At 70.4% G+C, this 12,366-nt stretch carries 13 protein-coding genes; 11 read left to right on the top strand and 2 right to left on the bottom strand.

All coding sequences use genetic code 11. From position 1 onward, the window contains the following. The 10 genes from VET29_RS10430 to VET29_RS10385 form a co-directional block, all read left to right on the top strand. A partial coding sequence (locus VET29_RS10430; protein ID WP_324918314.1) for a DUF6282 family protein occupies nucleotides 1–518 on the top strand: 518 nt, incomplete at its 5' end. Between the two features lie 50 nt (nucleotides 519–568). Further along, nucleotides 569–1,438 carry an ABC transporter permease gene (locus VET29_RS10425; RefSeq protein WP_324918311.1) on the top strand — a complete coding sequence of 290 codons (870 nt, stop codon included), beginning with the start codon at nucleotides 569–571 and terminating at the stop codon, nucleotides 1,436–1,438. Then, nucleotides 1,435–2,277: an ABC transporter permease gene (locus tag VET29_RS10420; protein ID WP_324918308.1), complete on the top strand. Its 843-nt coding sequence runs from the start codon at nucleotides 1,435–1,437 to the stop codon at nucleotides 2,275–2,277. Before VET29_RS10425 ends, VET29_RS10420 begins: the two co-directional genes overlap by 4 nt. Before the next feature lie 7 nt (nucleotides 2,278–2,284). Then, nucleotides 2,285–3,439 (top strand): ABC transporter ATP-binding protein, encoded by a 1,155-nt coding sequence (locus VET29_RS10415; RefSeq protein WP_324918305.1) that lies wholly within the window; start codon nucleotides 2,285–2,287, stop codon nucleotides 3,437–3,439. A gap of 88 nt (nucleotides 3,440–3,527) precedes the next feature. Further along, nucleotides 3,528–4,619, top strand: a complete 1,092-nt coding sequence (locus VET29_RS10410) for an extracellular solute-binding protein (RefSeq protein WP_324918302.1) — start codon at nucleotides 3,528–3,530, stop codon at nucleotides 4,617–4,619. Between the two features lie 54 nt (nucleotides 4,620–4,673). Beyond that, entirely contained in the window at nucleotides 4,674–5,456 is a 783-nt protein-coding gene (locus VET29_RS10405) for an IclR family transcriptional regulator (RefSeq protein WP_324918298.1), read from the top strand. Beyond that, the gene (locus VET29_RS10400; RefSeq protein ID WP_324918295.1) at nucleotides 5,440–6,420 is read left to right on the top strand and encodes a cyclase family protein; all 981 of its coding nucleotides are present in this window, start codon (nucleotides 5,440–5,442) and stop codon (nucleotides 6,418–6,420) included. Before VET29_RS10405 ends, VET29_RS10400 begins: the two co-directional genes overlap by 17 nt. A 7-nt stretch (nucleotides 6,421–6,427) precedes the next feature. Next, on the top strand, nucleotides 6,428–7,660 hold the full coding sequence (locus tag VET29_RS10395; RefSeq protein WP_324918292.1) for an iron-containing alcohol dehydrogenase: 1,233 nt from the start codon (nucleotides 6,428–6,430) through the stop codon (nucleotides 7,658–7,660). Then, nucleotides 7,657–9,081, top strand: a complete 1,425-nt coding sequence (locus tag VET29_RS10390) for an NAD-dependent succinate-semialdehyde dehydrogenase (protein ID WP_324918289.1) — start codon at nucleotides 7,657–7,659, stop codon at nucleotides 9,079–9,081. The genes VET29_RS10395 and VET29_RS10390 overlap by 4 nt, the downstream gene beginning before the upstream one ends. Nucleotides 9,082–9,161: 80 nt before the next feature. After that, nucleotides 9,162–10,004 carry a hypothetical protein gene (locus VET29_RS10385; protein ID WP_324918286.1) on the top strand — a complete coding sequence of 281 codons (843 nt, stop codon included), beginning with the start codon at nucleotides 9,162–9,164 and terminating at the stop codon, nucleotides 10,002–10,004. A 19-nt stretch (nucleotides 10,005–10,023) separates the two neighbouring features. On the opposite strand, the gene VET29_RS10380 is transcribed toward VET29_RS10385, so the two are convergent. After that, a complete protein-coding gene (locus tag VET29_RS10380; protein ID WP_324918283.1) occupies nucleotides 10,024–11,013 on the bottom strand; it encodes an amidohydrolase family protein in 990 nt (329 codons plus the stop codon). A 30-nt stretch (nucleotides 11,014–11,043) separates the two neighbouring features. After that, the gene (locus tag VET29_RS10375; RefSeq protein WP_324918280.1) at nucleotides 11,044–11,607 is read right to left on the bottom strand and encodes an NAD(P)H-dependent oxidoreductase; all 564 of its coding nucleotides are present in this window, start codon (nucleotides 11,605–11,607) and stop codon (nucleotides 11,044–11,046) included. 117 nt (nucleotides 11,608–11,724) lie between these two features. On the opposite strand from VET29_RS10375, the gene VET29_RS10370 reads away from it, so the two are divergent. Continuing rightward, entirely contained in the window at nucleotides 11,725–12,258 is a 534-nt protein-coding gene (locus VET29_RS10370) for a MarR family winged helix-turn-helix transcriptional regulator (RefSeq protein ID WP_324918277.1), read from the top strand. The last annotated feature ends 108 nt before the right edge of the window (nucleotides 12,259–12,366 follow it).

The following is a 12,366-nucleotide window of genomic DNA, read 5'->3' as shown; positions in this document are numbered from 1 at the left end:
ACCTCCTCGAACACGAGGTGTCGGTCCTCGACGGGTCGGGAGCGGTCTCGGCCGACACGGTCGCGGTCGTCGACATCGTCGCCGAGACCGGCGCGCTGCTCACCGGCGGCCACCTGGACACCACGTCGATGACGGCCCTCTTCGAGGTCGCCGAGCGCAAGGGCGTGCGGCGGCTGCTCGTCCAGCACCCCGACTTCATCGTCGGCGCCTCCGAGCAGGACATCGAGGAACTGCTGCGGTTCGGCGCGTTCGTCGAGCACGAGATCGCGATGTACCACCCCGAGGTGACCGCCATCGGCTGGCCCATCGAGCAGTTGGTGGACTGGATCGGCCGCGTCGGGCCGGAACGGACGGTCATCTCCTCCGACCTGGGCCAGCAGGGCAACCCGCTGCCGGTCGACGGCTACATCTACCTCGTCGGCGCGCTGCTGGACCACGGAGTGTCCGAGAAGGACATACGGCGGATGGTCGCGGCCAACCCCGCGTTCCTGCTGGGGCTCGAGGACGAGCCCGCGTGACCGTCCACCTCGGACGCCGCGGTTAGCCACAGAAGTTGGGAGGGACACCGATGTCCTCGGTCAGGATCGGCGGGACCAGGTGGTCGAGCTGGCTCCTGCTGGTACCCGCGCTGGCACTGCTGGCCGGAATCCTGTTGGTGCCACTGGGCAAGACGCTCGTCAACAGCGTCTCGACCCCGGACTGGACACTGGCGAACTACCAGCACCTGTTCACCGACGGCGTGACGCTGCGGGTGCTCGGGCGGACGGCGAGGACCGCGGCGACCGTCACGCTGGCCGCACTGCTGCTCGGGTACCCGTACGCGTACCTGATGACGAGGGTGGGGCCGCGGGCCCGCGGCATCCTGCTCATCGTCGTGCTCATCCCGTTCTGGACCTCGGTGATGGCACGCAACTTCGCGTGGATCGTCATCCTCCAGGACGGTGGGCCCGTGCAGAGCCTGTTCGCGCTGTTCGGCGCCGACCACGTCGTGCTGTACGGCACCACCGCCGGCGTGACGGTCGCGATGACCCAGGTGTTGCTCCCCTTCATGGTGCTGCCGCTGTACAGCACCCTCGGCGGCATCGACCGGAGGCTGCTGCTCGCGGCCCGCGGGCTCGGCTCGTCCCCCACCGCGGCGTTCTGGAAGGTCTACTGGCCGCTGTCCCGCGGTGGTGTCGTCGCGGGCGGCATCCTGGTGTTCACCCTCAGCCTCGGGTTCTACGTGACCCCGGCGCTGCTCGGGTCGCCGCAGGAGTCGCTCGTCGCCCAACTGCTCGCGCAACGCACCACCATCCTGCTCGACTTCGCCGCGGCGGGGGCGCTCGGCGTCGTCGTCCTCGTCGTCACGCTCGCCCTCGTGGCGTGGGCCAACCGGGTGGGCGGCACGGTCTCCGCGATCGGCGTGGTCGCGACCGGTCAACCGAGGGAGCGTCGATGACCAGCACGGTGACCTCGCCCCCGGCAAGGTCGGCGCCCCGGAAACGCTACCGCGAGGTCGACCCCATCGGGTGGTGGCTCAAGGCTCTCGGCGGGCTCGTCATCGCGTTCCTCATCCTGCCGACGCTGTTCGTCATCCCGATGAGCTTCTCCACCTCGACCACGTTCCAGTTCCCGCCCACGGGCTTCTCCTGGCGGTTGTACGAGAACTTCTTCACCAACCCCGTCTGGCTCGACTCGCTCGGCAACTCCTTCCTGGTGGCCACACTCACCGCGTTGCTGGCCACGACCACCGGCACGGCGGCCGCGGTCGCACTGTCCCGGTTGGACGGACGCGTCGCGCGCCTCGTGCGCACCCTGCTGATGGTGCCGATCGTGGCGCCGGCGATCGTCGTCGCGATCGCGGTGTACATCGCGTTCCTCGGCTGGCAGCTCACCGGCACGGTGACCGGCTACGTGCTCGCGCACACCGCCATCGCCGTGCCGTACGTGCTGGTGTCGGTCACCGGCGCGCTCGGCGGCCTGGACCCGCGGCTGCTGAAGGCATCCGCCTCGCTGGGTGCCTCGCCGGCGCGGACGTTCGCGCGCGTGACGATACCGCTGATCAGCCGGGGCATCCTCACCGGCGCGATCTTCGCGTTCATCGTCTCGTTCGACGAGGTCGTCATCGCGTTGTTCCTGCGCTCGCCGCTGTTCCAGACAATGCCCGTGCAGATGTACAACAGCGTCACCGTCGAGATCGACCCGACGATCTCCGCCGCGTCGAGCCTGATGGTCGTCGCGGTGACCTTCATCTTCCTTCTGCCCCAGTTGCTTCGCGGCCGGCGCCGCCGCCGTTAGGAGAGCCATGACGATGACATCGCGGAGATCAGGCGAACCGGGGAGGCCTGCCTCGGCCGGCGGGCCGGCGGGCACCGGTCAGGGCACACGCATCCGCCTCACGAACGTCACCAAGGACTTCGGGCACGCCACGCCCGCGGTCGACGACGTCTCGCTGACGGTGGAGCCCGGCGAGTTCATGACCCTGCTCGGCCCCAGCGGCTCGGGCAAGACGACCACGCTGAACCTGATCGCCGGCTTCGAGACCCTCACCGCGGGTGAGATCTCGCTCGACGGGGCGGATGTCGGGCACGTGCCGCCGCACCGGCGCAACCTCGGCATGCTGTTCCAGAACTACGCGCTGTTCCCGCACATGACGGTCGCGCAGAACGTCGCCTACCCGCTGCGGGAACGCCGGATGGACCGGCGCACGATCGCCGCCAGGGTCGCGGACGTGCTGGCGCTCGTGCAGCTCACCGGCCGCGACGGCGACCACCCCGCGCAGCTGTCCGGCGGGCAGCAGCAGCGCGTGGCGTTGGCGCGCGCCATCGTCTTCGAGCCCAGGGCGCTCCTGCTGGACGAGCCGCTCGGCGCGCTCGACCGCAACCTGCGGTCGGCGCTGCAGGGGGAGATCAGGCGGATCCATCGCGAGGTCGGGTCCACGTTCGTCTTCGTGACCCACGACCAGGAGGAGGCCATGACCCTCTCCGACCGCGTCGCGCTGTTCGACAACGGGCACATCGAGCAGGTCGGCACGCCTCAACAGCTCTACACCGAGCCGGAAACCCTGTTCACCGCACGGTTCCTGGGTGACTCCAACGTCTTCGAGCTGGGCTCGGGCGGGGTCGGGGACCAGGCCGGGTGGGACGGTGAGCGCTGGGCGGTCGACCCGGACACCATCGCCAAGCATCCCGGGGTGACCGAACGCGCCGCGATCGTCGTGCGGCCGGAGGACGTCGGGGTCGTGCGGCAGCGCGCGGACCTGCCCGCCGGCGCCAACGCCGTCGCGGCGACCGTCCGCGACGTGGAGTACCTGGGTTCCTACCGCACGCTGCTCCTCGCCCTGGGCACGCCGCGGGTGCCCGGCCGGGCACGCGTCAGCGCGATCCAGGGCGACTACGCGATCGGTGACGACCTCGTGGCGTGGTGGCGGCCACGGGCACAGCGGGTCGTCGCGGCATGACCGGAGTGGACGCCGCCGGCGATCCGACACCGTCGTGTCCAGACACAGCAAGGACTCTGCAGTTCTCATACCGAACAGAGGTAAGACAATGACGTCCAGAACCAGATCCGCGCTGACCGGCGCGGCCCTCACCGCGGCGGCGGTACTCGCCACCGCCTGCGGCACCGGCGACTCCGGCACCACCGGCGGCACCAGCGGCGGCACGACCGGCAACGGCCCGGTGCAGCTCACCTACGTCTCCTACGGCGGCACCGGTCAGGAGGGGCAGATCAAGGCCTTCCAGGAGCCCTACACCGCGGCACATCCCAACGTCACGTTCGTCAACACCTCGCCCGCGGACGTCGCGCAGGTCAAGGCGCAGGTCATGGCCGGCGCGGTCCAGTGGGACGTCGTCTCCGTCGCGCCGGCCGCCGCCCAGCAGAACTGCGGCACGCTCTTCGAGAAGCTCGACCTGCCCGACCTCGACCGGAAGGACTACGTCGACAAGGGCGTCGGCGACTGCTACGTCGGCAACTTCGCGAACGCCACGATCTTCGGCTACAACGCCGCCAAGTTCCCCGACCCGGCCAAGGCGCCGAAGTCGGTGAAGGACTTCTTCGACGCCAAGAAGTTCCCCGGCAAGCGGGGCGTGATCACCAACCTGCAGAACGGCATCCTCGAGTACCCGCTGCTCGCCGACGGCGTCCGTCCGGACAAGCTGTACCCGCTCGACGTGGACAGGGCGCTCGCGAAGTGGGCGACCATCCGCGGCGACACGCTGTTCGCGCCCAACGTCGGCGCGCTGCAGCAGGCGGTCGGCGCCGACCAGGTCGACATGTTCCTGCTCGCCGACTCGCGGATCATCGCGCTGCTGAACGACAAGAAGAACATCAAGCTGGTGTGGGACAAGACCGTGGTCTCGGTCAACGGGCTGGCCGTGCCGCGCGGCTCGAAGAACAAGGTGGCCGCGGAGGACTTCCTGGAGTCGGTGATGTCTCCCGAGTCGTCGGCGAAGGTCTCCGAACTGCTGGGCACCGCACCGGTCAACCTCAAGGCCAAGCCCGAACTGACCGACAGCGGCAAGCTGGTCGAGGTCTACGGCCCGGTGAATACCGGCGACACCGTGATCCAGGACATCGACTGGTACGCCAAGAACTTCGACGCGGTCACGACCAAGCTCAACAACTGGTTGGTGGGCTGAGATGACGACACCCGTCCGGCAAACCTTGTTCTCCATGTGAACTACGGTTACGCCATGGCGAACACAGACTCGAGCGCTGACACGACCGGCTCCGACATCCAGGCGGTCGCGCGGGTCGGGCAGATCTGCGCGCTCTTCGGTCCGCACACCACCGACCTGACGGCCGCGGACGTGGCCGAGCGGCTCGGTCTGAACCGGACCACGGCCTACCGGTACTGCGCCTCGCTCGTGAGCGCCGGCATTCTGGAGCGTGGACGCCGGCGTGGCACGTTCGTCCTGGGCGGGCTGATGCTCCAGCTGGGCATGCACGCCCTGACACGGCGGCGCGTGCTCGACGTCGCGCCGCCGTACCTGGCCGACCTGCGGGCCGCCGCGCGCACCACGTCGGTGCTGGCCGTGTGGGGCGCGCGCGGGCCGATCGTGTCGCTCGTCGACGAGGACGTCAGCCGCACGGTCGTCGTCACCGTCCACCGCGGGTCCGAACTCGACCTGACCTCGGCCCAGATCCGGGTCTTCCTGGCGAACCTGGACGACCAGACGTTCGCCCGGGTCACCGAAGGCGTGTCGGACGCCAAGCGGGCCGAGGTCGAGGCGGGCGTCTTCATGGCACGGCGCAACGGGTACAGCCTCGTGAGCCACGCCGGCGGGCTCTTCGCCGCCGCCGCACCCGTGTTCGACGAGTACGGCATCTGCGCGACCGTCGCGCTGCTCGGGGCGGACCAGATGGCCGACGTGTCACCGGGATCGCTGCACCTGACCAAGCTCCTGCAGACAGCCGCCGCCCTCAGCGACAAGATGGGCGGCGGCAGAGAAGGAAAACGTGTTGCCGACCTATGACGAGTTGACGCGCGCCGAGGTGGCCGGTTCGAGCTGGGACGTCTTCGGGCGCGACGACCAGCTCGGCACCATCAACTTCCTCACCCCGGAACGCGTCGCCTCGGCGGCCCGGCTGGTCCGCACCGGGCGCCGGTTCAACCTCGACCATCCGGTCAACGCCTTCGAGCCGTACCCGACGGGCACCCGACCCCGGACCGAACACCATGTCTTCGCCAACAACGAGTTCCACCGCGACGACTGGCTGGACTCGTTCTACCTGCAGTCCACCTCACAGCTCGACGCCCTGCGCCACATCGGACACCCCGAGCACGGCTTCTACGGCGGGCTCGCGGCCGAGGACAACAACGAGAGCTCGACCCGGCTGGGCATCCACAACTGGGCGGAGTCGGGCATCGCCGGCCGCGGCGTCCTGCTCGACGTCGCCCGGTTCTTCACCGAGGAGGGCCTGCCCTACGACTGCGAGCAGACGATCGCGTTCGACGAGGACCTGCTCGAGCGGGTCGCGCGCCGCCAGGGCGTGTCCTGGCGGGGCGGCGACATGGTGTTGCTGCGCACCGGATGGGCGGAGAACTACGTCGCGAAGTCGGCCGAGGAACGCGTGGAGTTCAACCGGCGCAACCGATCCCCAGGGCTGGCGCAGCGCGAGTCGGTCCTGCGCTGGCTCTGGGACCACGAGATCGCGCTCGTCGCGAGCGACACCCCGGCCGTCGAGGCCGACCCGGTGATCGAGTCGGACTTCCGGCTCCCCGGCGAGAAGCCGCCGGAACGGGGGGTGGACCACAGCGGGATGCTGCACCGCCCGCTCATCGCGCTCCTCGGGATGGCCATGGGCGAGCTGTGGAAACTCGACGACCTCGCCGCCGACTGCGCGGCCGACGGGGTGCACGAGTTCTTCCTGACGTGCAAGCCGCTCTACCTCGTCGGTGGCGTGGGTTCCCCGCCGAACGCGCTCGCCATCAAGTAGGAGGACCATGAACGACATCACCGCCGGAACGCTCCGGCTCCCGACCCGGATCCACTTCGGGTACGGTTCCCGCGCGCAGCTGCCCGAGGTGCTGCGCGGCCACGGCCGTCGGGTGCTGGCGATCGTCGATCCCTTCCTGACCAGGTCGCCGGTCCTCGCCGAGATCCGCACGGCGCTGCGGGCCGGCGGGCTCGACGTCGAGGTGCACAGCGACATCGAGCCGGAGCTGCCGACCGCGTCGCTCGACACCGCCGCCGAGTTCGCGCGGACCCACCGGCCCGACGCGATCCTGGCCATCGGCGGCGGCAGCACGCTGGACGCGGCGAAGCTGGTCGGGCTGCTCGTCACCCACGGCGGCCCGCTGCGCCGGTACTACGGTGAGAACCTCGTGCCAGGACCGACGCTGCCGGTCGTCGCCATGCCCACCACCGCCGGCACCGGCTCGGAGGTCACCCCGGTCGCGGTGGTGTCCGATCCCGGCCACGACATGAAGGTGGGCATCTCCAGCCCGCACCTGGTGCCCGCGGCCGCCATCGTCGACCCACTGCTCACCCTCGGCGCGCCGCGCGCCGTCACCGCCCACGCCGGCATCGACGCGCTCGTGCACGCGGTCGAGTCCTACACCGCGGCGGATCCCGACCGGGCGTGGGACGCCACGCTGCCCGTCTTCACCGGCCGCAACGCCTTCACCGACGTGATCGCGCTGCGCGCGGTCGAGCTGCTCGGCGCCGCGCTGCCGGTGGCGGTCGGCGACCCGGACGACCGGCAGGCGCGGGAGAACGTCGCGCTCGGCAGCCTGCTCGCCGGAATCGCCTTCGGTGCCACCGGAACCCACCTCTCCCATGCCCTCCAGTACCCGATCGGCGCGGTCACCGGGACACCGCACGGGCTCGGCACCGGACTGCTGCTCCCCCACGTCCTCCAGGTGTGCCTCACCGACGCCGGCACGGTGCCGCGGATCGCCGCGGTCGGCGCCGCCCTGGGCGTCGCACCGTCCACTGTGGAGGAACAGGCACGCGGGGCGATCCGCGCGGTCGCCCGGCTCAACCGCGCGATCGGCGTGCCCGCGTCACTGGCCGAGATCGGCGTCACCCGCGACCAGCTGCCCAGGCTTGCCGAGCTGGCCGCGCGCGCCACGCGGCTCGTCGCCATCGCACCCGTCCCGGCGCCGCCCACGGTGCTCCTCGACATCCTCGATCAGGCGTACACCGGTCATCTCGCGGAGGGGAACTACCGATGAGCTACCTTGCCGACCTGTTCATCGACGGCGAATGGCGCCCCGGCGGCGGCGAGCGGTTCGACGTCGTCGACCCCGCGGACCAGAGCGTGCTCGCCCGCTTCGCGGCCGCCACCGAGGCCGACTGCATGGCCGCCGTCGACGCGGCCGCGAACGCGCAGGAGGGTTGGGCCGCCACCCCGGCACGGGACCGGGGCGAACTGCTGCGCGCGGCCTACGAGGTGCTCACCGCGGAGATCGAGGTGTTCGCCGAGACCATCGTGCGGGAGAACGGCAAGTCCTGGTCCGACGCGATCGGGGAAGCCAACTACGCCAAGGAGTTCTTCCGCTGGTTCGCCGAGGAGGCGGTTCGCGTGCCCGGCGACTACCGCCGCTCCCCCAGCGGGGACAAGCGGATCGTCGTCGACCGTCAGCCGATCGGCGTGTCGCTGCTGATCACCCCGTGGAACTTCCCCGCGGCCATGGCGACCCGCAAGCTCGCCCCGGCACTGGCGGCCGGCTGCACGACGATTCTCAAGCCGGCCAGGGAGACCCCGCTGACCGCCGCGTACATGGTCGAGGTCCTGCGCCGGGTGGGCGTGCCCGCCGGCGTGGTGAACCTGGTGACGCCGGTGCCGACGGGACCGCTGGTGGCGGCCATGCTGAACCGGCCGGAGGTACGCAAGCTGTCGTTCACCGGCTCGACCGAGGTCGGCCGGGACCTGCTGCACGCGTGCGCCGACTCCGTGGTGAGCACCTCGATGGAGCTGGGCGGGAACGCGCCGCTGGTCGTGCTGCCCAGCGCCGACATGGACCTCACCGTGGCGGGCACGCTGGTGGCCAAGATGCGCAACGGCGGTGCGGCGTGCACCGCGGCCAACCGGGTGTACGTCCACAGCTCACGGCACGACGAGTTCGTCGAGCGGATGACCGAGGCGCTCGGGTCGCTGTCGGTCGGGCCGGGCCTCGACCGGTCACGGCAGGTCGGCGCGCTGGTGTCGGTCGCCGAACGCGACAAGGTCGCGAGCCTCGTGGACGACGCGGTGTCCGACGGCGCGACGCTCGTGCACGGCGGCAAGTCCGCGGGCACCGGCGCGTTCTACGACGTCACGCTCCTGACCGACGTCCGGCACGGCTCCCGGATCAACACGACCGAGATCTTCGGTCCCGTCCTGGCGGTCGTGCGCTATGACGACGTCGACGAGGCCGTCGCCATGGCCAACGACACGGTGTACGGCCTGATGGCCTACGTGTTCGGCGCGGAACGCGAGGCCATGGCCGTCGCTCACCGCCTGGAGGCCGGCATGGTCGCGGTCAACCGCGGCGTCGTGAGCGACCCGGCCGCCCCCTTCGGCGGCGTGAAACAGAGTGGCCTCGGCCGCGAGGGCGGCTCGGAGGGCATCCTCGAGTTCCTGGAGGAGAAGTACATCGCGCTGAACCCGTAGCCGCGGGACGCGCGACCAGGGTTACCTCGGCTCCGGCAATGCACGGTCCGCGGTGCTGCTGTTCTCGTACCGTCAGTGCGGTGGCGAAGACGACCGGTGTCGCGGGCAGACTGCTCGTGTTGGCGGTGCAGGTCACCGCGGGCGTGGCGTTGGCCGCGGCGCTGGTGCCCGCGTTCACCCTCGAGGGCGGCTGGCCGGTCCTGCTGGCCACGTGCGGAATCCTGCTGGCCTTGTGGGGAGCGCTTGCCGCGGTCGCCTGCGCGGTGTGGGGCAGGAACTCGTTGTGGGTGAGGTCCTACAAGTTCGCCGTGTGGGAAGGGTCGATCCTGAGCCCCACCAAAGCACGGGTGTTCCTCACGGTGTGGTCGACCCTGCCGATCCTGACACCGCTGTCGCTGTGGAGCGCGGTTCGGATCGCCGCGGCGCTGGGCATGCAGGTCCGGCTGTCGGGGTTCTGGCCCGTCGTCGTCGCCACCCTGGTGGCGCAGCTCGGGCGGTGGCTGGTCCGGTTGGTGACCCCTGGCGAGCCCGGCCTGTTTCCGGGGGAACGAACGGCGGTGCTGAGTTCGGTCATCCTGTGCATGGGGGTGTTCTGGTCGGCGGACGCGGTGTTCGACGGGGTGGCGCTGGCGCCGGGACCGGAATGGCAACGATGGTTGACGGGACTGGCGTTGGCCGCGCTGTTCGTACTGCTGGCCTGCCGGTGGCAGGTCAGCGGACCGGGAGTGTCCGCCGTGCTGGCCGGGATCGGTTGGCTTCTGCTGTGGCTGGTCACGTGGCTCAGCACCTGGCTCGACAGCACGCTGAGCGTGAGCGGTGTGCTCGCCTTCGGCCTGACCGCGGTGGCGTTGACGGTGGCGGTCTGGCCCGTACGGGCCGTCCGCGCCGCGGCGGAGCCCCGGCACGATCCGGTCCGCACCTGACCTTCCGCAGCGCGCTCGGTCAGTGCCGGATCCCGGCGACGAGCTCCTCCCAGTTCCGGAAGGCGATGCGTTCGCGGTCGGCGTCGCCGATCGGTGCGGTGTCCAGGAACTGCCGCGCGGATCCGGCACGCTCCCGGTTGAAGGGGTAGTCGGAGGCGTACATGATCCGCTCGACCCCCACCGTCTCCAGGCTCCACCGCAGGTATTTGTGGCTGGAGATACCGCTGGGCGTGATGTGGATGTTCGAGCGAAAGTAGTCCGCGATCGGACGCCGCAGGCGGGTGAGGCCGTCCATCGCCGCGATCCGGTCCAGGTAGAAGAGGACGACCTCGCCCCAGTGCCCCAGGACGAGTTGCAGCTCGGGGAACCGGTCGAACACGCCGGCGACGATCATCCGGAGCACGGTCAGCCCGGCGTCGTAGTGCCAGCCGAACGCCCCGGTGGTGAGCATGCTGTCCACTCGCTCGCCGAAGCCGCGGTAGTAGGCCTCGTTGACGGCCGGGAACGGGACGCTGGGGTGCAGGTAGACGGGTGCCCGCAGGTCCTCCGCGGCCTCGTAGATGTCCCAGAACTCGGGCGCGTCCAGGGCCCGGTCGCCGGAGTTCGCGTTCACCAGCGTCCCGTTGAGCCCGAGCTCGACGACCGCACGCCGCAGCTCGTCGGCGGCGGCCGAGGGCGCGGACGTGGCGAGCGCCGCGAACCCCTGGAAACGCCCGGGGTGGCGGCGCACGGCGGCGGCGATGAGGTCGTTCGTGGGCGCCTGCAGGGAAACAGCCTCCGCGGTGGCGAGGTTCTGCAGGCCCGGCGTCGTGAGGGACAGCACCGCGGTGTCGATCCCGGCGTCGTCCATGGCGGCGACGCGCCCGTCGCCGAGATCCAGCAGTGCCGGGGTGATCTCACTGGCGACGGCCCACTTCATCATCGGCGCGGCGAGCCCCGGGTCGTGCCGCTGCCACGCCTCGACCACCTCCGCGGTGACGAAGTGCTCCTCGAGCCCGTAGAGCCTCATGTGACCGCCCACTCCCGCCGCCGCCGCGCCTCAGTTTCGGACGGACCTGAGCGCGCCGGCCCAGGACTCGAGCTGGTCGAACAGCACGTTCGCGGCGGCGTCGTGCGCCGTGGCGGGCCGGAACACCGAGAAGTTCTCGAAGTCGGTGAGCAACGAGAACGACAGCTGCTGGCGCACGTGGGCGATCTGCAGCTCGCTCGAGATGGCCCGCAGGTGCTCGATCGCGCGCGTGCCGCCGAGCGCTCCGTACGACACGAAGGCCGCCGCCTTGTTGTTCCACTCGGTGTAGAGATAGTCGATCGCGTTCTTCAGCACGCCGGAGGTGGAGTGGTTGTACTCCGGGGTGACGAAGACGTACCCGTCGAACTCGCTGATCCTGGCCGACCATGCCTTCGTGTGCTCACCGGCGTACACCCCCCTGCTCGCCGGCACGGCCTCGTCCAGGTGCGGAAGCGGGTAGTCGAGCAGGTCTATCAGCTCGTAGTCGGCGTTCACGCGCGCCTTGGCCCTGGTCAGCACCCAGTCCGCCACTGCTTCGCCGTTACGGCCGGGGCGGGTGCTGCCGAGGATGACGGCCAGCCTCAGGTTGCTCATGGATCTTCCTTCCGATCTCGATGACCCACACTGACACTTGAATTTTCAAGTGCCACGGTAGGCGTCGGGACATGAATTTTCAAGTCAGGATCCGCGCGGCGGCCGTACACTGCGCACATGTCCGCTCGAGAGGTGTCCGAGGTGACCGAGCCGCGCTGGCTCACCAGTGACCAACTGGCGGCGTGGCGCGGGTTCATGAAGCTCGCCCAGACGCTGCCCGCCGCGCTGGATTCCCAGCTCCAGCAGGACTCGAAGCTCAGCTTCATCGAGTACTACGTGCTGGCGCACCTGTCCGACCAGCCCGAGCGCCGGATGCGGATGAGCGAGCTCGCGGTGGTGGCCAACACGGAGCTGTCCCGCCTGTCCCACATGATCGGCCGGCTCGAGAAGCGTGGCTTCGTGTGCCGCGAGCCCGACCCGCACAGCGGCCGGTACACGCGGGCGATCCTGACCGACGCCGGTTTCGCCTACCTGGCGGACGCGGCACCCGGACACGTCCGCCGCGTGCTCGGCCTGTTCGTCGACGCCCTCGACCCGGACGAGCTGCACACCCTCCAGCGCATCTCGGACAAGGTGCTCGCCCGCATCGCCGGCGAACAGCGTGCCGGCAGAGCAGACCGTCGAGCGGTGGGCACGGGCGGCGGGACCTGACGGGCGCCAGTCAGCCCGGCTTGGTCGTCCCGGTGATGATGGGTGCCGGTCTGAGCCCTTCACCGTCAACCAGACACCCAGCGAGAACGCCCACATCCCGGTCGGGAG

This window comes from Actinophytocola sp., assembly GCF_035634895.1.
GTDB lineage: Bacteria > Actinomycetota > Actinomycetes > Mycobacteriales > Pseudonocardiaceae > Actinophytocola.
Note: the sequence above shows the minus strand (reverse complement) of the source record. Positions and strands in the feature narration are given on the sequence as shown.

What these genes read in the sequence shown, in the direction of transcription:
- VET29_RS10375 (WP_324918280.1), bottom strand. Translation starts at nt 11,607, where the DNA reads ATGAGCAACCTGAGGCTGGCCGTCATCCTCGGCAGCACCCGCCCCGGC.
- VET29_RS10395 (WP_324918292.1), top strand. Translation starts at nt 6,428, where the DNA reads ATGAACGACATCACCGCCGGAACGCTCCGGCTCCCGACCCGGATCCAC.
- VET29_RS10405 (WP_324918298.1), top strand. Translation starts at nt 4,674, where the DNA reads ATGGCGAACACAGACTCGAGCGCTGACACGACCGGCTCCGACATCCAG.
- VET29_RS10390 (WP_324918289.1), top strand. Translation starts at nt 7,657, where the DNA reads ATGAGCTACCTTGCCGACCTGTTCATCGACGGCGAATGGCGCCCCGGC.
- VET29_RS10425 (WP_324918311.1), top strand. Translation starts at nt 569, where the DNA reads ATGTCCTCGGTCAGGATCGGCGGGACCAGGTGGTCGAGCTGGCTCCTG.
- VET29_RS10415 (WP_324918305.1), top strand. Translation starts at nt 2,285, where the DNA reads ATGACGATGACATCGCGGAGATCAGGCGAACCGGGGAGGCCTGCCTCG.
- VET29_RS10380 (WP_324918283.1), bottom strand. Translation starts at nt 11,013, where the DNA reads ATGAGGCTCTACGGGCTCGAGGAGCACTTCGTCACCGCGGAGGTGGTC.
- VET29_RS10420 (WP_324918308.1), top strand. Translation starts at nt 1,435, where the DNA reads ATGACCAGCACGGTGACCTCGCCCCCGGCAAGGTCGGCGCCCCGGAAA.
- VET29_RS10410 (WP_324918302.1), top strand. Translation starts at nt 3,528, where the DNA reads ATGACGTCCAGAACCAGATCCGCGCTGACCGGCGCGGCCCTCACCGCG.
- VET29_RS10370 (WP_324918277.1), top strand. Translation starts at nt 11,725, where the DNA reads ATGTCCGCTCGAGAGGTGTCCGAGGTGACCGAGCCGCGCTGGCTCACC.